The organism is Xanthocytophaga flava, assembly GCF_030068545.1.
Classification (GTDB): Bacteria; Bacteroidota; Bacteroidia; order Cytophagales; family 172606-1; genus Xanthocytophaga; species Xanthocytophaga flava.
On the sequence record NZ_JASJOR010000005.1, the window covers coordinates 351,119 to 370,055 of the forward strand.

Annotated in this window: 21 protein-coding genes and 1 tRNA gene; 9 read left to right on the top strand and 13 right to left on the bottom strand. The window is 39.1% G+C overall.

The annotated features are described in order from the left end of the window. Positions 1-57 precede the first annotated feature (57 nt). The 8 genes from QNI15_RS10580 (at position 58) to QNI15_RS10615 (ending at position 8,481) form a co-directional block, all read left to right on the top strand. Positions 58-999, top strand: a complete 942-nt coding sequence (locus QNI15_RS10580; protein ID WP_314031695.1) for a nucleotide-diphospho-sugar transferase — start codon at positions 58-60, stop codon at positions 997-999. 32 nt (positions 1,000-1,031) lie between these two features. Further along, positions 1,032-1,832, top strand: a complete 801-nt coding sequence (locus tag QNI15_RS10585; RefSeq protein ID WP_314031696.1) for a DUF5672 family protein — start codon at positions 1,032-1,034, stop codon at positions 1,830-1,832. Between the two features lie 101 nt (positions 1,833-1,933). Further along, positions 1,934-2,947 (top strand): glycosyltransferase family 2 protein, encoded by a 1,014-nt coding sequence (locus tag QNI15_RS10590; RefSeq protein WP_313997972.1) that lies wholly within the window; start codon positions 1,934-1,936, stop codon positions 2,945-2,947. Between the two features lie 177 nt (positions 2,948-3,124). Next, positions 3,125-3,988 carry a histidinol-phosphatase gene (locus QNI15_RS10595; RefSeq protein WP_314031697.1) on the top strand — a complete coding sequence of 288 codons (864 nt, stop codon included), beginning with the start codon at positions 3,125-3,127 and terminating at the stop codon, positions 3,986-3,988. Positions 3,989-4,390: 402 nt separating this feature from the next. Then, positions 4,391-5,533, top strand: coding sequence for a sensor histidine kinase (locus QNI15_RS10600; protein WP_314031698.1), 1,143 nt, complete (start codon positions 4,391-4,393; stop codon positions 5,531-5,533). Between the two features lie 72 nt (positions 5,534-5,605). Further along, entirely contained in the window at positions 5,606-6,073 is a 468-nt protein-coding gene (locus tag QNI15_RS10605) for a response regulator (protein WP_313997978.1), read from the top strand. 29 nt (positions 6,074-6,102) lie between these two features. Then, positions 6,103-7,362, top strand: a complete 1,260-nt coding sequence (locus QNI15_RS10610; RefSeq protein ID WP_313997980.1) for a hybrid sensor histidine kinase/response regulator — start codon at positions 6,103-6,105, stop codon at positions 7,360-7,362. A gap of 57 nt (positions 7,363-7,419) precedes the next feature. Further along, positions 7,420-8,481 (top strand): response regulator, encoded by a 1,062-nt coding sequence (locus tag QNI15_RS10615; RefSeq protein WP_313997982.1) that lies wholly within the window; start codon positions 7,420-7,422, stop codon positions 8,479-8,481. 17 nt (positions 8,482-8,498) lie between these two features. On the opposite strand, the gene QNI15_RS10620 is transcribed toward QNI15_RS10615, so the two are convergent. Continuing rightward, entirely contained in the window at positions 8,499-9,029 is a 531-nt protein-coding gene (locus QNI15_RS10620) for a GNAT family N-acetyltransferase (RefSeq protein WP_314031699.1), read from the bottom strand. 156 nt (positions 9,030-9,185) lie between these two features. Here QNI15_RS10620 and QNI15_RS10625 point away from each other — a divergent pair, with 156 nt between their 5' ends. Next, positions 9,186-9,695 (top strand): hypothetical protein, encoded by a 510-nt coding sequence (locus QNI15_RS10625; protein ID WP_313997986.1) that lies wholly within the window; start codon positions 9,186-9,188, stop codon positions 9,693-9,695. A gap of 83 nt (positions 9,696-9,778) precedes the next feature. Here QNI15_RS10625 and QNI15_RS10630 read toward each other — a convergent pair whose 3' ends face one another. From QNI15_RS10630 to QNI15_RS10685, 12 genes are all read right to left on the bottom strand, one after another. Further along, positions 9,779-10,141 (bottom strand): hypothetical protein, encoded by a 363-nt coding sequence (locus QNI15_RS10630; RefSeq protein ID WP_313997988.1) that lies wholly within the window; start codon positions 10,139-10,141, stop codon positions 9,779-9,781. A 67-nt stretch (positions 10,142-10,208) separates the two neighbouring features. Continuing rightward, positions 10,209-11,267: an AAA family ATPase gene (locus tag QNI15_RS10635; protein WP_313997990.1), complete on the bottom strand. Its 1,059-nt coding sequence runs from the start codon at positions 11,265-11,267 to the stop codon at positions 10,209-10,211. Between the two features lie 6 nt (positions 11,268-11,273). Continuing rightward, complete coding sequence (locus tag QNI15_RS10640; RefSeq protein WP_314031701.1) at positions 11,274-12,137, bottom strand: TIGR02452 family protein; 864 nt, start codon at positions 12,135-12,137, stop codon at positions 11,274-11,276. A gap of 210 nt (positions 12,138-12,347) precedes the next feature. Then, the gene (locus tag QNI15_RS10645; RefSeq protein WP_313997994.1) at positions 12,348-12,839 is read right to left on the bottom strand and encodes a hypothetical protein; all 492 of its coding nucleotides are present in this window, start codon (positions 12,837-12,839) and stop codon (positions 12,348-12,350) included. Next, entirely contained in the window at positions 12,839-13,390 is a 552-nt protein-coding gene (locus QNI15_RS10650) for an RNA 2'-phosphotransferase (protein WP_314031703.1), read from the bottom strand. Before QNI15_RS10650 ends, QNI15_RS10645 begins: the two co-directional genes overlap by 1 nt. Before the next feature lie 60 nt (positions 13,391-13,450). Next, entirely contained in the window at positions 13,451-14,413 is a 963-nt protein-coding gene (locus QNI15_RS10655; protein ID WP_314031704.1) for a DUF1152 domain-containing protein, read from the bottom strand. 21 nt (positions 14,414-14,434) lie between these two features. Continuing rightward, positions 14,435-15,361 (bottom strand): ADP-ribosylglycohydrolase family protein, encoded by a 927-nt coding sequence (locus QNI15_RS10660; protein WP_314031705.1) that lies wholly within the window; start codon positions 15,359-15,361, stop codon positions 14,435-14,437. 64 nt (positions 15,362-15,425) lie between these two features. Further along, entirely contained in the window at positions 15,426-16,883 is a 1,458-nt protein-coding gene (locus QNI15_RS10665; protein ID WP_314031706.1) for an RtcB family protein, read from the bottom strand. A 24-nt stretch (positions 16,884-16,907) separates the two neighbouring features. Continuing rightward, on the bottom strand, positions 16,908-17,351 hold the full coding sequence (locus QNI15_RS10670; RefSeq protein WP_314031707.1) for a hypothetical protein: 444 nt from the start codon (positions 17,349-17,351) through the stop codon (positions 16,908-16,910). A 51-nt stretch (positions 17,352-17,402) separates the two neighbouring features. Continuing rightward, positions 17,403-17,477: transfer RNA gene (locus QNI15_RS10675), tRNA-Arg, on the bottom strand. A 55-nt stretch (positions 17,478-17,532) separates the two neighbouring features. Further along, positions 17,533-18,252, bottom strand: coding sequence for a tRNA(His) guanylyltransferase Thg1 family protein (locus tag QNI15_RS10680; protein WP_314031709.1), 720 nt, complete (start codon positions 18,250-18,252; stop codon positions 17,533-17,535). Between the two features lie 24 nt (positions 18,253-18,276). Next, complete coding sequence (locus QNI15_RS10685; RefSeq protein WP_314031710.1) at positions 18,277-18,750, bottom strand: macro domain-containing protein; 474 nt, start codon at positions 18,748-18,750, stop codon at positions 18,277-18,279. Between the last annotated feature and the right edge of the window lie 187 nt (positions 18,751-18,937).

Here is an 18,937-nt window from a genome sequence, read left to right on the forward strand (position 1 = left end):
TTAGTACAGCAATGTACACGCTGATAAGTTTGATGCCATTTTCTAGAAATTAAAAGTATGTCTGATCATAAATCAACAGGTCGCACACTGCAAACACCTGTCTTATTGATTATATTTAAAAGGCTTGATACAACTGAAAAAGTTTTTGACGCAATCCGAAAGGCTAAACCTACAAAATTATATGTAGCAGCAGATGGCCCTCGTGCTAATAAGGAAGGCGAAGCTGAGCAGGCTCAGGCTACACGGGACATCATAAAAAGAGTAGATTGGGATTGTGAGGTAAAGACATTATTTCAGGATCATAATCTTGGCTGTGGAGTAGGACCATCAACAGCTATTAGCTGGTTATTTGAGAATGAAGAGACTGGAATTATTCTGGAAGATGATTGCTTGCCTAGCGAAAGCTTCTTCTGGTATTGTGAAGAACTATTGGAAAAATATCGTAATGATACACGGATTATGCAGATATCGGGAGTGAATCCATTACTAGGATGGCGCAAAGATCCGGATTATGATTATTACTTTTCAGAAGCAGGTATTACGTGGGGATGGGCTACCTGGCGACGTGCATGGAATTTATATAATTACACAATCCCTCACTTTCAGGAAATAAAAGACAAGGGCTACATAGAGTCTTTTCATTTCTACAAGGAAAAGGTTGAATGGATGATCAATTGTCTGGATGAAGCATATCGTCGCTTACCTTCTGTTAGCTGGTGGGACTTTCAGTGGGAGTTTACTAAATTCAGTAATTCCGGATTGTCTATAGTTCCTAACGTCAGTTTAGTGAAAAATATAGGTTTTGGGGAAGGAGCTACCCATACATTTGAAACAGTAGGCTTTGCAGTTGCTGAAACCAAAGATATAACACTGCCTTTAAGACATCCTTCTTTTGTTATTCGAGATATCGAATCTGATAATTTATATTATAGTCAGCATTTACGTACTACTCTTTTTAAGAAAGTAAAGAAAAAACTCAAAAGGTTACTAGCCCGGTAAGAAAGAAAGATTTTAATCTAACTTACTTACCTATGAAAAAAAATAAACGGCAACGTGTTGCCATTGTTATCCCTATTTATGAGGCACAACCTCATCAAGACGAGATTTCAGTATTAAAATATTTCCTCAAATTGTTTCATAAATATCCTATTGTATTTATGAAAAAAGAGGGCTTGGATGTTGGAGTATATCAGACTGCGATAGATGAGGTAAAACATCCGAGTATTATTTTTGAAGAGTTTAGCTGGAATGGCTATCTGGGGTATAATCGGTTAATGGTGGAGAAAACATTTTATAAGCGATTTCTTCATTATGAATATATCCTGATTGCCCATCTGGATGCTTTTGCTTTTAGTGATGATCTTGAAGATTGGTGCAATAAAGGCTATGATTATGTTGGATCGGTCATACACAATATCCCATTTGTAGAAGATTATATTAAAACCTCAAGATTACTACGCTGGCTTCAGAAAAGAAACTATCTGAAAGTGTCCGATTTCCAGAATGGAGGCTTTTCACTACGTAAGGTAACTGCGTTTTACCGGAGTTGTAGCTTTTATGGACCACTAATCAAACGATCCAATCTGGTATATAGCGAGGATTTTTTTTGGAGTGTGCGCCTACCACAGATGAATCCTTTTTTTCGAGTTGCTCCTGAATCGACGGCACGATCTTTTTCTATTGAATTACCAAAAGAGAATGATGAGAATTTTGTAAGTGTGAGAGATTCTGTTCAATCATTACCTTTTGGCTGCCATGGATGGAAAAAACATGGATATTCTTTCTGGAAACCCATACTGGAAAAGAACATGCAAACAAAATTAAGCGATTAAATATGAATTATTTCGTTAGAATATATAATTTTACTACAGAAACAAACCTCGGAGGGATGATATAAAGTTTAACTGGCTAAAAATCAGAAAGTGATAGAAAAATGAAATTACAAATTGAGCCATTAGTAAGTATTACATTGCCAACATATAATCGGCCGGATTATTTAAAACTGGCGATTGCAAGTGCAATAAATCAGACTTATAAAAACATCGAGATCATTGTTTCTGATAATGGAAGCCCTGAATCTGCTCAGCCAATCGTTGACTCATTTCATGACTCCAGAATACGGTTCCATCGATATGATCCTGCTGTAAGCATGTTTGACAATCACATCAATGGTTTTAAAATGGCTACAGGAAAATATGTGGCCAGTTTACATGATGATGACTTATGGGAAAAAGATTTTCTGGAGAAAATGGTACCCCCATTAGAAGAGAATCCCAATCTGATTCTAACCTTTTGTAATCAATGGGTGATAGATGAGCATGGAAAGATCAATGAAGAACGCACCTTTGAATATAATCACGATATTGGCAGGCATAAGTTAAAGCAACAGGTCTATCAGCCTTTTATGGAGGTAGCACTGAAAGATCTTGCTATACAACCTGCCTCATCAGCAGTAATTCGTAGAGAGGCTATTGATTGGAATAAGATCCCTGCGAAAGTTGGGCCGATGTGGGATGTTTATTTGCCCTACATGCTCGCAAAGACAGGAATGGGAGCCTATTTCATTGAAGAAAAGCTAACGTTATATCGTATTCATAGTGAGAGTGAAACTGGTAAATATGAAACATTAGCTCATAAGATGAAGCGAGCTGCCAGTCAAATGGATTGTTATAGTATTATTCTGGCAGAAGAAATGGATGAACCTTCTTTATCTCCTGAAATGCTTAGTTACATAGAATATCGCTGGCAGCATGCTTCGACAAGTATGGGAATAGCCTTATTAAAGGAGAGTAAAGTACGTGAGGCCAGAAGTTACTTATTTAAGTCCTTAATCAAACGAAAACCTGATATCCGTACGCTGGCTGCAGTAAGTATCAGTTTAATGCCGCATCCTTCACATCATATTCGTGAATTTATTTTGGAGCATATTGTAAAGGCTCATGACTGATATTATACTATTCTAATAAAAAAGCATCTTCTATAAAAGGTGCTTTTTTATTTTAGGTTTTTCTTTAAGGAATTATCCGAATTGTTTTTGACTTTCAGTCAGATTCACTCTACCTTTAACAATCTATATTAGATTGCTATCCTCCTCATATATAGAATATAAGCTGCACAGACCATCATGTCCTGGACAAACTATCATAGTCATACAAACTTTTGTGACGGCAAATACCCTCCTAATTACTATGCTACAGAAGCATTTCGTCAAAAGTTTGTTGCTTATGGGTTTTCTTCTCATGCTCCGATACCATTCGAATGCAAATGGTGTATGAAAGAAGATTCAATAGACCGATATTTTACAGAGATTCAGAAGTTAAAAGATAGGTGGCAAGGGAAATTGCAACTTTACTATGGATTGGAAGTAGATTATATCCCTGGCATAATGGGAGTGAAAAATCCGTTTATTCAAGATCTGAACCTGGATTATAGTATAGGTTCTGTCCATTTTGCAGGGACAATGGCTAATGGAGCAAGATGGGAAATTGATGGTGCCCACAGTACTTTTTTACAAGGACTTAAAGAGATATTTGGAAACGATATTCAGCGGGCAGTTACACAATACTATGAGCAAATCCGGCAGATGGTTGTAGAAGATAAACCAAGTGTAGTAGGACACCTGGATAAAATAAAAATGCAAAACCAATTTACTCCTTTATTTGATGAGACTGCAGATTGGTATCGGGAAGAAGTACTCAAAACGTTGCAAACAATAGCTGGTTCCGGACTCATTATGGAAGTGAATACGAGAGGATTATATAAGAAGCGTGCTGTTGAAACATATCCTGGAAAATGGACCTTAGAGCAAGCTTTTCACTTGGGGATTCCTGTTACCATAAGTTCGGATGCTCATCATCCCAGAGAGATGGCAGGCTTCTTTGCTGAGACACTAAGTTTGCTAGGAGAGATTGGATACCAGCATCTACATGTACTGCTGGATGGAATCTGGAAGCCTGTATCTTTCAATGAAAGTGGAATAGCTTATTAGACTATTCTATACTTACTTCCTGATAAATGGGATTTGTCAAGTTGGCTTTCCTTGACCTTATTTTTTACTTTTACTACCTCTGCAGTGACTTTGCTGTGATTAGAGAGCTATAGTCTGCAATAGCAATCTTCTACAGGCATATCTTTTGATGCCAACTTACATCATAAATTAGCTGGCTGCGCTATCTCGTTAGAGTGAAATCTATATCTTAAAAACGATAGTGTTGGATAATATCTGACAACAGGTATGGACTTTTTGTTATATTTCAGCTCAAAATACAAAGGTTATTGTGAAATAAATTTAATAATCAGACTGATGAAACACGAGGGGGAAAATGATAAAGATCATTTGAAGAGTTCCAAATTAAGGGGAAAATTGGATAGAATGGAAGGACTATCACATTTGGAAACAACATCGCAATTACGGGCTATCTTTGATCATGCTATTGATGGTATCATTACTATTGACAGCACCGGTTTGATCGAGATGGTAAATCCTGCTGCTTCAAAACTTTTTGGGTATGTTCCTGAAGAGTTGATAGGGGAAAATATCTCTATATTAATGCCTAACCCGGATAGACGCAATCATGATCAATACATCCACAATTATCACCAGACTGGAATTGGACGTATTATTGGGATTGGACGGGAGGTTACTGGTTTGCGAAAAGATGGGACCAGATTTCCGTTCCATCTAAGTGTCAGTGAGGTCAATCTGTCCAGTGGTAAGATATTTACGGGTATTATACATGATATCTCTGACTTAAAGCTGGCACAGGAAAAATTGCGCCGTTATGCTGCTGAGTTAGAACGTAGCAATATTGAGCTACAAGACTTTGCCTATGTGTCTTCGCATGATTTGCAGGAGCCTCTTCGAAAGATACAGGCCTTTGGAGATCGTTTGATGATGAAAGAGGGCGAAAATCTAAGTGACCAAGGTAAAGATTATCTGGAACGGATGTTAAGTGCTTCTGCACGTATGCAAAAGTTAATTAACGATTTACTGGCCTTTTCAAGAGTGTCTAAGCAAATGGAGTTTGTGTCTGTTAGTTTGAACACGATTATTCAGGAAGTTCTAACAGACTTGGAAATACTCATTGAGAAAAATAATGCAACTATAGTGGTAGACGAGCTGCCAACAATTGAAGCTCAGCCTACTCAAATGCGGCAGTTATTTCAGAATCTGATTTCCAACGCGATTAAGTTTAGAAAGCCAGATGAAGCTCCCCGAATACATATTTCTTCGGAAGTAAAACAAATAAAAGCACATCTTAGTGCAACGCCAGGTGACGAAATGCTGGAAATAAGTGTAGCGGATAATGGGATTGGCTTTGATGAGAAATACCTTGATCGCATTTTTAATATATTTCAACGACTTGAAGGACGCAAATACGAAGGCTCTGGAATTGGATTAGCGGTTTGTCGCAAGATAGCAACCCATCATGGGGGAACTATTACAGCTCATAGCCAGATAGGAAAAGGATCTACTTTTGTCGTAACTCTTTCTATAAAACATGCCATAAAATATGGTGAAACCATTTTATAAAAGAATCATTGCAGATCTATAGGAGTCAGAAATATATTTGGCTTCTGAACAAATTAAAATACTATAAACTCTATGTCTGCCAAAAACAATAAGAGTGTTATTATTCTGATTGCTGATGATGACGAGGAAGATCGTATGTTATTAAAAGATGCTTTTGAAGAAAGTCATCTGTTGAATGAGATCTATTTTGTAGATGATGGAGAAGAACTGACAGATTATCTTTATCGAAAAGGACAATATACCAATCCTTTGTTGTCTCCACGCCCTGGAATGATTCTCCTGGATCTGAATATGCCTAAAAAAGACGGCAGAGAGGCATTACGAGAGATTAAGGCTAATCCTGAACTGAGGACTATTCCAATTATTGTACTGACCACTTCCAGAGCTGAAGAAGATATTATTCGTAGTTACGATTTAGGAGTAAACTCATTTATTACCAAACCTGTAACCTTTAAGTCTTTGATCGAAGTCGTACAAATGCTGGGACGCTACTGGCTTGAAATAGTTGAACTACCAGATATAAAACAGAATAAGGAATAACGTCTATATATTTAAACGCTTAATCTCTAATGACGAAGACAAACGTGAGTACTGAGATAAAAATACTACTGGTAGATGATGATGAGGATGATTTTGTTCTTACTCGTGATACATTGAGTGAAATTCCCAATAAAAAATATATTCTGGAGTGGGAGTCTAACTATGAAAAAGCGCGGGAAATAATAAGCCGAAGCATTCATGATGTGTATCTTGTGGACTTTCAAATAGGAGCCTTTAGTGGATTGGATCTAATTATGGAGGCTCAACAGCATGGTATTACAGCACCTCTGATCCTGTTGACAGGTAAAAGTGATCTGGAAATTGATGAACGAGCACTGCAGGTAGGAGCTTCTGATTATCTGGTTAAAGGCACTTTTGGTCTGTTTGATCTGGAAAGGTCTATTCGGTATAGCCTGGAACATGCAAAAAACCTGGCGGAAATCCGTAAGCTGAATACTACGCTGGAAAAAAGAGTGGAGCAACGTACTCGGGATCTGGCAATGGCATTACAGGAGTTGGAACAGACCAATGAAAACCTGCGTAAGGCTGAGAAAGAAATTTTGAAAACGCTGGAGAAAGAGCGGGAACTCAATGCACTAAAATCCCGGTTTGTGACAATGGCTTCACATGAGTTTCGTACACCGCTAAGTACTATTTTATCTTCCGCATCGCTGATTGCCAAATACAACAATCAGGGAGATGAAGATAATCGATCACGACATATAGGACGTATCAAATCGGCTGTTAATAATCTTACAGCTATTTTAAATGACTTTTTATCTATCAGTAAGCTGGAAGAGGGGAAAGTAGAATGCAATCCTGTTCCCTTTAATATAAAAGAGTTGACAAGTGAAGTGACTGAAGAAATGCAGGCTTTGGTGAAGGAAGGTCAAACAATTCAGTATGAGCATAAGGGTAGTGCTGAGATTATGCTGGATAAAAATCTGACGCGTAATATTCTTATCAATCTGATTTCGAATGCTATTAAATATTCCAAAGAGGGTAAATCCATAGAAGTGCGTACTGATTTTCAAAATGCTAATCTGGAAATAGAGGTGGAAGATCACGGAATTGGAATTCCGGAATCAGAACAAGGACACTTATTTACTCGGTTTTTCCGGGCTCAGAATGCATCCAATATACAAGGAACCGGACTAGGCCTTACTATTGTGAAACGATACATAGACCTGATGCAGGGAAGTATAGCTTTTAAAAGTCAGGAAAGTCATGGAACTATATTTAGTATAAAAATTCCTGCTCCTGCATTAAGTTTGCATACTACTCCTTAATTAGCAATTAAGGTAGCCTTGATAAAAATGATTATCTTTTCCTTTTATCTATAAACCATGAGATCCATTTTATTAATAGAAGACAATACGGAAGTAAGGGAAAATACAGCTGAGATTTTGCAACTTGCTAGCTATCGCGTATTTACTGCGCCTAATGGAAAAGCAGGTGTGGAGATTGCCAAAGTCGAAAAACCTGATCTGATTATTTGCGATATTATGATGCCTGAGCTGGATGGATATGGGGTATTGCATTTGTTGAGCAGAGATTCCAATACAGCTGGGATACCTTTCATTTTTCTGACAGCAAAAACAGAAAAAGAGGATTTTCGGAAAGGAATGAATCTGGGGGCGGATGACTATCTGACTAAACCTTTTGATGATCTGACTTTATTGGATGCTATCGAGATGCGTTTAAGAAAAACAGATACACTGAGAAAGACATTTCAGAAAGATGCGGAAGGACTCACCGAATTTATCAATGAAGCAAAAAGTACCGGTGATCTTAATCAATTATTGAATGGTGATCGGAAAGTAATACGATTGAAGAAAAAGCAATTATTATTCTCAGAGGGAGATTATCCAAGTGCATTATACTTTATTAGCAAAGGAAAAGTAAAAACATATAAAACGAATGAAGAAGGAAGAGAGTATATAACAGCTCTTCATAGTGAAGGTGATTTTGTGGGGTATACAGATTTGCTGGAAGAATCACAATACAATGAGTCGGCAGCGGCTCTGGATGATGCCGAAATTATAGTCGTTAACAGACAGGACTTCTTTACGTTATTGTATCAGAATAGAGAAGTCGCCAATAAGTTTATCAAGATGTTATCCAATGATGTAATTGAGAAAGAGGAGAGGTTATTGAAACTTGCGTATAATTCTGTTCGGAAACGAGTTGCTGAATCATTATTAATGATCTATGACCGATATACAAAAGAAGGGCAAACCTCTCCTGAAATTCCTGTATCCCGTGAGGATCTATCGAGTCTGGCAGGAGCTTCCAAGGAGACGGTAATACGGACATTATCAGATTTTAAGGATGAAAAGCTTATTGACATTAGTGGAAAGAATATACGACTCCTGAATCTAACAAAGCTGAAAAATATGAGAAACTAAACAAAACGCCTGTAACACTACAGGCGTTTTGTTTTTGCATACATAATTACATCCATTGGCCTGTTTTCTTTCATTACATAATTGTGTAGCGTTCCTTCTGCTATAAATCCATTTTTCTCAAGTACTTTACCTGATGCCGGATTATGCGGAAATATGGGAGCTTCAAGTCGCCAGAGTCCAAAATGCTGAAACCCCCAGTCTGCTACTACCGCTACAACTCTGGTCATAATGCCTTGTCCTCTGTATGGAGCTGCCAGCCAATAACCTAGCTCGTCTTTATGTGAATATTTACCGTAGATTCTGGAAAAACCAACACAACCAATCATCTCTCCTGTATAGTTTCGGATTGCCCATTCTGTAGGTTGGGTATGTTCCTTCCGCATTAATCGTACATAATGCAGAAAATCACGTGCATGCTCTATTTTGTAAGGAAATGGGATACGAAGTGTATTTTGATAAATGACTTCATCATTCAGCCACTTTACCATGGCAGAATCATCTCCTTTTGTAAGCTCAGAGATGTAAACCGAAGAATCTATGGCAATCATAAGTAGTTTTGTATTTGGCTAAAATATAAAAGAATAATAAAGGTTGGGAAATTTATAGCACTTATATTGAAATATGGTTTTACAGATTTTCTATTAGTACAGTTGAAGGCTGTTATCAGGTATAAATGGATTATTTACCTTTAAACTTACAACTCGATGAAAAATGTACTATTGGTAGTTTTGATTTGTATTGGATTTCCAACATTGGGGCAGAGTATGAAGACAACTGCCCAACAAAAGATGGCACCTCTTAGCTGGCTAATTGGTGAGTGGTCGGGCGAAGGATCAATGACCATGCGAGAGAAGAAATCTTTTAAGCAAAAAGAGACTATTGAAATGATTTTGAATGGAACCGCTATACAATTAAAAGGAGTTGGCTTCGCTGGAAAAGATACAGTGCATGAAGCCTTTGCTATATTTTATTGGGACTTACAGACCCAATCTTATAAAATGGCCTCTTTTACTGGAGATGGAAGAAATACAGTAGCTGATGCTGTAGTCGAAAACAATAAACTTATCTGGCGACTGAAAATACGAGATGGGAATTTTATAAAATACACTATCTGGCAAAATGAGAAGAAACACTGGGTGGAGACAGGAGAGATGGAAAAAGAGGATAGTAAATCCGGCACTCCGTTTTTTGAAATGACATTGACCAGGAAATGACCTATTTATGCTATTACAGAACTTTAGAAAAGCGACAAAACAAATGAGCAATTTCATTACTTATTTGTTGCTTAGGTAGTTCGTTATTTCTTTCGTTTTCTGGACATAGGAAGTTTAACAAAAGGCATATTCCTTTCCCAACGTCGGGTATTGTTGTCAACTGAAGTAAAAAGTATTGTATCCTTGTCTATCAGTCCGGAAAAGTCAACGGGTTGTTTGCCTTCTCCCCAGTGTGGCTTGGTTTTAAATCGGATACGTTTGCCTATTACTTCATACGTTCCCTGAAACATACCTTCAATCTTTGTATCCCTTATCAACCATTCTGCCAGGTTGTCCGCAGTAGTTAGTTTTTCATGGGGTTCCAGGTAAATAAGAGAGTCCAGAAATGTGCCATCTTTATAAAATCGGAATACCTGATGGCGGAAGTTATAAAAGCCAGATAGCATATATGTTTTCAACTAGTATTTGACCAATACAGATGGTAGTCAAATCATCTGTATTGGCTTATTAAACTTAGACCGCTTCCCGCTGAAACCCAATCACACGGAAAGGTTCTTTAGATCGGAACTTCTTAGCCTGTGGATTGGTAATTTCGGCAATGGTCATTGGTTCTGAAATCAATCGGTTGTAACCCAGATGTTCTGATAATGCACGGGATTTCTCTACAGATAATTTATTGAATTCATACTTTGCAATCAAACGTCCTTCCCGAAGAAGAGCATTATCAACTACTGAAAGTGCACTGTTAAAGGTACAAATGATCTGCACATTCAGGCAATCTGCCAATAAGCCATCTGTGAGATTCAACAAATTAGAGACTGCTGAATTGCTATCTGCCTGACGATCCTTGATTACATTTTCTGCATCTTCAATGATGAGTACACAATCTGGATTGTCAATCAACATATCAATAAGTTCCGGATTGACAATGTTGGTGGCTACGTCTGGTGAAACAAAGATTACTTTCTTCTTGAGTTTACCAATCAGATAACGCAGATAGGTTGTTTTACCTGTTCCGGGTAAGCCATGCAATAATACAATTCCTTTGTCTTTCTGCTTGTTTAACCGTTTACGAATGTGTTCATCTATTTCCTGAAAGTCATCCTCGTAATACAAACCCAGGTTGAGGCGAGTCTTTTTTACCTCCATGCTTTTTAGTTCAAGACCATAGCTGCCCCGCACTATAATATTGATTTCAAACTCAGATTTCTTTTCAACCTCCTTGAATTTACTCAGCTCCTGAACCAACTGATGTGCCTCCTCCTGGTTTTCTGTTAAGTACAGTACCTTACAATAGTTGTTATACAACTCAACAATGCATTTCGTTGAAAGTATAATAAACGTCTCACTATGCTCAACCTTCTTTTTTTGATGATTAAAGCCACTATATTGAAATGTATCCTGTATCAGATCCTTGTATTTTTCCTGAATATAGGCATAGGCTTTTTCAACGTTGATCTGATTAAGCCAGATAATGCAGGGAATCTTCTGAAAAGTATGTAGAAAGAATGTGCGGCTTTCCAGGTAGCGATTTCCGAATACATTGTCTGTATCCTGTATTTTTACTTGCATAGTGTGTTAGATTTTGGGTTGTAAGAATACTTTACGAAAAGATTCAATAGTTGTTTCCTTTTCTGAACGATCCCAGACTGCAAATAGTATTTTTTCAAAAACATTCTGAAATACCGGATTATCCATTAGGTGATACCGAAAATATTCGGCTACATCTGCCGGGTTATTTCTAAATACTCCGCAGCCCCATGCTCCCAATACAAGTGCCCGATAGCCATGAATCATAGCTAATGAGAGTACCTTTTCTGTGCGGGCCAGCATGACAGATGGAATAGACTCCTGATCGTCAATGTCGGAGCGCTGCATCACAACTCCGGCATTGACAGCTGGTGCAGTGATAAATGAAACTGTATAAGGTGTATCCAGTAACTCATCTTCATCATCCCGAAACACAGGCACATTAGGAGAGTAAATCATATGATCGGTATACAGGCATGACTCCAGACCCCGATTTGTCTCATACATATCCCAATGTGCTGTTTGTGTCAGATATAATCCTGATGCCCTTGCCAGACTTTCTTCCTGTGCCTGTGCACCATTCTGAAAACCTCCGCCTGGATTTTTGGCTGATGCAAAGTTCAGTGCCAGTACTTTTTCAAATCCCTCATTTTTGAGCGCTTGTGCTGCATATAGAGTAGTCTCATTGATTACTTCGATTGCTGTTTGTTTCTCTTCACGACGCACTATCTGATCTCGCTTGTTAAATACATCAGCAAACATCTCTGGCTTGTAATGAACAGAATCTTTGACCGCTTTCTGCTGTATGGCTGCTACGGATACTTTTTGATTTTTCTTATTTATATAGAATCCCTGATCCAGAATGCGTAGTGTATCTCTGGCAGTGGACGCATTTTTACTTTTCTTACTCATATAGTTTAAGGAGTATTAAAAGCATACAAGATGAAAATCTGTATGCTTCTAGTGGCGGTCTAAAATTATTTTTAAAGGCTGAAAAGGTAGGTTTTAGGCTGCACCTTCGCCTATTTTTCGGCTCATAGCCTAATAGGTTCGCTCTAAAATCTACCTTTCCGCTTCTTTATAAATAATTTAGACATCCTCTTATCGTGATGTGTTTTTCTCTTACTCTTCTTTCCAAACCGCCAGACATTTCTTTTCCTGCCAAAATTGTTCAAGTGTCAGGGTAGGAGACAGGCTGCATTGAATATGTAAAGGACTCAGACGAATACTGATGACATGTGATGCCTGACCCTGCCAGGAGCCGATATCTACAATTTCAGTGCCGGATAACTGCAACTGGTTTCGTTTCAGATACTCCATAACAGCAGGTACTTGTAAGTCTACTCCTGTCGTTGCTTCTGCATGTGGGTTACGAAGCTTTTTAGCTGTTCTCACTAGTTCTACAAGATCTTCCGGATGATTTTGAAAGTGTGATGCATAACTCTGATAGTATATCTTCTCAAAAGCTTCTTCCTGGTCTATAAATACACCATCTAGTATATAGCCAGTGTCCCAATTGCCTTCTCCATATTTTTTATCCCACTCACGTTGGCGGGCCTGTCGTTGCTTTATACTTCCGGCCCTGCCAATTTTGCGTTCAATAACTGTCCACATTAGTGAGGTAAAATAATATAGTCAACAGGTACCTCATTGGTTAGCCATACACCATTAGCTGACTTATAGAATACCTTTCCATCCTGATGCATTTCCAATGCTTTGATAGGTAATACTACAGGAACACCATGTCTGGCACCCACATTTTTAGCTGTATCTACATCTGGTGATAAATGCACATGATGTCGACTACGTTTCGCCAGACCTGATTTTCGAATAGATGGCAGATTAGAAGCTGCTGTGCCATGATACAGAAACTCAGGTGGTGTCTGTGCCTCATAGCCCAGATCAACATGTACCGAATGTCCCTGACTAGCCCGGATCATCGATCCATCTGCACTAAAGGCAAAACGTTGCTTGTCGTTGTTGGCTACTACTTGTTTTAGTTTTTCGAGTGTCAGTTTGATCTGGCTGTAGGCATTGAACTGATGAATTAGTTCGTCTACTCCTACATAGCCGTTTTCGTCAAGAATGATACCCATTTCATCTGGACGGTGTCTCAGTACATAACTGAGAGTTTTACTTATTTTAAATTCTTCTTTAGATGACATAATTGTATAATGTTAGTAATATGTACCTCTTTATAAACCAGAGGCATTGTTTGAGTCTGTCTATACCGGAATCTTTCGCATTTCCCTGACTTCTGACAATTGTTGCCGGTAATCATACAGACCTTGATTGAGCTGCCCACGTGTTTGTGAGTTAGCCATATAATTGTAGTACTTAAGATTGTGTACTACATTTTGTACCTGGTAGCACCAGTAAATAGACATCAGTGAATTAATCCAGAGTTCACTACCACTGGTACGGAGGGTGCGGTGGAAGTCTCCGAATTTTCCTTCTATGGCACTAACGATAGAGTTAGATACAATGCTCTGACGTTCCATGTGCTGATTAACATAGTTAACAGCAGACATATACTTTTCAACTTCCGGCATAGTAGGTAGTAAATGAAAACTTCCCAAGAAGCCACCTTCTGCGAGTATCTTTGAGGTATTTTCCAGAAAGCGGAAGTGTGAAACGCCATGAAAGCGATCCACTCCAAAGCCCAGACAAACCAGTAGTTTATTTTTAACAGACGTTTTGTTAACTGCTACCAGTGAACAACTGTCTTCCAGAGGTGTACCCAGCTCTTCCTCATCTCCAAACATCAAACTGTCGGTACCTCCATCTATCAGAATCACTGTATCGATGGAATGTCTTTCTATAATCTGATCATAGATTTTCTTGGTTGGCTGCACACCTGAAAGCTCAAATGCATAGATGTTAACCTGTTCTTGTTGTTCAGTTAAAAACCAGTCTGCCAGGTATTTTTCAGGAAAGTAGTTGATCTGGTGGTTGTTCTTATCGCCTGCCTTAACCAAATAACACTGATCAAATACTTTCTCGGAGTTGGTCATGGGTAAATACGTAAATGACAGATTTGCCAGATGCACTTCCTTTCCCATTGCTTTCAAAGCAAAATAAAGTGGCAAACCACAGTATATATCATATCCGCCTCCAGCTCCGACAAGTAAGATACTTTTGGAATTTTCAAGCGTTTTAAAAAGAGGTATTTCTGAAAGTTTGAACATAGTTGTCGTATTTAAGAATAGTTACAAAAAATGAAGGAATATACTATCATAAATGGATTCCGTTGCCTGAATCCATAGCTCAGGAATGGCTTGCTTACCAGCAGATAATGACACAATACTCCCTACTATCGCACAGGTAGTATCTCGATCTCCCAATCCATTCACTGTAGTCCAGATAGCTTCTTCGTAATTATAGAGATGATGTGCTGTTACCCAAAGTGTAAAGGGAACCGTTTGCTGAACTGTGATATCCGAACCGTTACCCAATACTTCTACAATGGTTTGTATGTTTGTATTGGGCGATAGATGAATACCTCTTCTACTTCTGGATAATGTTTCACCTTCTGGTATATACTCACATACTTTTTCGATAAACTCCTGAGGCGATAATTGTACCTGAAACAACGATGCCTGGCAAGCTAAGGCGGCTGCAATACCTATCGCAATGGCGCCTGCCTGCCCCTCTGGGTGAGAATGAGTTACTTCTGCGGATAGACGTGCCTGTTCTGCTGCTTTGGGTAAATCATCATAAAAGTAGGCACCAATTAAACCCGCACGCATTGCTGCTCCATTTCCCATTGAACCCATTCCATCAAATACAGAGGAAGAAACAATTTGCCAGTCACTACCTGCACCTATTTGCCGTAATATACTATGGGCTGTTCCTCCGTATCCTCGCCGGTCATCTTTCTGGTAGTTATCTGCAAAAGTTTGGGCAAGAGCATCCTGATTAATCTCTCCATACTGTTGCAGACTGGCATATACTCCCATTGCCATAACGGTATCATCCGTAAAATCCCAGGGAGCAGAAGGTATCCAGCGATTAGTCAAATAAGTTTCAAGTTGACCAGGAGGTAGGAAAAACTTTTCTCCAAATGCATCTCCAACTGCCAGACCCAATAAGGATTGTTCTGAAAGTTGAAGTCGATGGGTATGTGTTGTTTTCATAGTTATAGTTGTAAATTACGAATAATCCGGTCATTCAGGTTATTGACCCGAATGACCGGATAGATTATCCTTCCCAACCTTTGGTACGTTTATCCGGATCTGCCATACGTACGATCTTAGGTGTAAACCGAGCAAGTACTTCAACCAGATCATTCTGATAACTCATAACCTGATTAATGTCTTTATACACCATAGGGGCTTCATCCAGATCTCCTCCAATCAGGGTCACTCCTTTATCTGCCAGTACTTGTTTGAGTTCTGGTCTGGTAATCGTTTTTAAGGCTTTGGAACGTGATAACAGTCTGCCTGCACCATGTGAAGCAGAACAGATCGATGAAGAATCTCCTTTGCCACGTACTACAAAACCGGGTTGTGTCATCGAACCAGGAATAATGCCCATTACACCTTTTCCTGCTGGGGTAGCTCCTTTGCGATGTACCATTACTTCCCGACCATCTGCCAGGGTCTCTTTCCATGCAAAGTTGTGATGGTTCTCAATCATCGCTATAGGTTTGCTGCCAATAGCCTGTGCTAGCCGACGATGAATCTGATGATGACATGCAGAAGCATAGTCGCCTGCCAGGTTCATTCCAATCCAGTATTCCTGTCCTTCTTCTGTATTCAGATCTAGCCATGCCAGATGTTGTGCTTCTCGGGGAAGTTTCGTCTTCTCTGTAGCAATCTTTGAGTAATGAGTCGCAATATTAGCCCCAAATCCTCTCGATCCCGAGTGACTTAATAGAGCCAGATACTTGCCCTTCGGTAACTTCAACTCAGGTGTTTGCTCTGTAATATCCAGAATACCCCATTCTACAAAATGGTTTCCTGTACCGGAAGTACCCAATTGTTTTTCTGCCTTATAACGCAACTGTCTGATCTGAGCAGTTGATTTCCATTCAGGCAAATCGAAAATGGTATCTGATAACTGGTCTCTATTTTCTCCATCCAGACCAAAGTAGGTATGATCTAACAGATGTTGTTTCAGTAGTTTTGTTTTCTGATCCAGAAAAATAGCATTAACGTCAAACACAGACAGACACATTCTACAGGCAATATCAACTCCTACTGCATAGGGAATGATGATATTAGGTTCTGTAGCCAGTACCCCTCCAATAGGCAGTCCATATCCTGAGTGTGCATCAGGCATGAGTGCTCCTGCTACAGCTACAGGTAGTTGCATTGCTGCATTCATCTGATGTTTGGCGTCATCTGATATGTGCTCAGTTCCATAAATTGGATAAGCCAAGGTATCAGTCCGTAACTCAAACGTTTGTACAATGGCCTGCGATTTTTTGAACAAAGATGCTCTGCTTTTTACTTCCTCTGCCAGTTCGGCAAACAATTCATTGGAGGTATAGCTATCCGGATTCTTTAATAATTCTTTATAAAAAGCCAGTAAAGCTTCTTTGGTATAGGTTTTATTTTTAATCAGACTTTTGGCTAATCTGCCTGCTACTTCCAGCAAGGCTTCATCTTTAATACCAATTGCCTTTAATTCGTTATTGTTTAATTTATTGCTCATAAGATTACATGAACGAATCTATTTTTATTCGCTCAATGGTTTTATATCAGGCTCGACCCATTTCTTTCGGGCTTGTACTGAAAATACCTGCTCCCGACTGTAATAGTTAAGTGGGAGAGATGTTGGATATTTTTCTTCTACAAGTTGATTGGCCAGAGCCTCGATAGACGTTTCTAAAATATGTTTTTCCAGGAATCTTGCTACTACAGAAATCCAGAAAAGGGTTAGCGTTTCATGGTAGCCGGATGTATCAGTATTCTGACCTCCGGATGCTATATTGTATTTCTGTATACCTTCACAAATTCTGGGAATCGCCTCATCGCTGGAGTAGGACCACAGATACCACAATGCCATCAGCAAGTGTGCTTCGTGTGTCCACTTTTCTTTCGGAAGCGTTCCACTCTCAAAGCCGTAAATCAACTCCCTGATATCTGCGGCGGTTAGTTGTGCTATACCTTCTGTGGTCATTCTGAAATAAATGTTTTGCAGGTTTATGTATAATTAAATTGTGATTTACATTGGTTACCCCGGAATGATTCGAACATTCATTTGTCGGGTAGAAGCCGACCGTCCTATCCCTTGGACGACAGGGCAATGGTTTGAATTAGCTTAGTGTAATCCCTGCTACACTAAGTAGCAGGGAATTTAATTATTCTGTTTCTACAGGCGTTAATAAGTTTTGCAGAAACGAACGATCCTGAGTAAAAATTGGAACATCACTTACAGTCCATCGATTGCGTAAAGCACCTTGTTTTTCAAAGGATTCTTTGGTGATGATGCGTCCTCTTTTGTATCTGGGAGCATAGTCATTCCAGTTAATGCCTTTCTGAAAAATCAACTCCTGTTTTTGAACGCTGCTCTTATTGATCAACTCTTTGTGTGTATACAATGACTGAGCTACATTAGAAATGGAGTTTCGGGTAGCATCCTGTTGTCTCCAGATAAAGTAGTTTTCAACTTCTATCTGAAATGGAATAGTAAATACCCGACTGTCAAAATATGCCAGTTTCCCTGGTCTCAATTCATTGAACTTCGCTGTTGCCAGACTAGCAGAGATGGAAACCATTTTCTGAATATTACCATCAAACCAGGCTGCAGTAGTGAGTTTATCAAAATCAGTTAGAGCAATAGAAATCTCATCTGATTGCACATACGCAAAGCGAGTTCCCTGAATATTGGCACATAAAAAGCTGGCAGTTGCATCCATATCCTGCATAAACTGATCATCAAAAGGGCGGGCTAATCCACGGGTATAGGTGTGAAATGCCTTTCCATCTATTCTGATAATGGTATAGGTACGTCTGGGTAAGGCAAACCGGGTCCTGTCTTCATAGTACATTTTCATCCGGTCGCCTAAAGTATCTTTCATAGTTGTAGTTATTAAAATTGATTGCTAATTCCATAGCATTCCAGCTGGATTGAGTTCTATCTGGAATTTCTGAGCATCACCAAAGTTGTCAAGCTTTCTTTTCTTCTGAAGGATAATGTCTTCATAAGCATAAAACATCTGACGGGCAGCTATCCTATAAGGCATTTTACCCACTCCGGTACACAATCCGGGAATGGCTACCGTTGCTATATCAGGATGAGATGTTGTGGCAACTAAGATTGCCTTCATGGCCAGATATGCATTCAAAGAAGCATGGATCATGAAATCCATTGGTACTCGCATAGTAGGTGCCGAAATCAGATAAGGGATCTTAGAATCAAAGGTTGGGATGACCAACGCTTTGCCTATCAGCAATTCTCGTTCTGGCAGTTCTGAGATCTCTTTTTGTAATCTATCCTGCAAATCCCAGCCAAATCGTTCAGAAAGTAGATAATCTAAGCCTCCATCCATAAACCCAAACGAGTTTGCCGGACTCACAATGGCATCACAACTAAGTTGTGTGATATCTGTGTTAAGGATTTGTATATCAGGTTGGTCCCAAAAGGTACTGTCTGTAAAGTCAACAAAAATGTTATAATTATTTTAAGCTATTCTTATCTTTACACTCTCAAAGAGAACAGGTCCTGTTTAGCAGGTCGTTCATCTTGCGTAGCTACCCACTGTG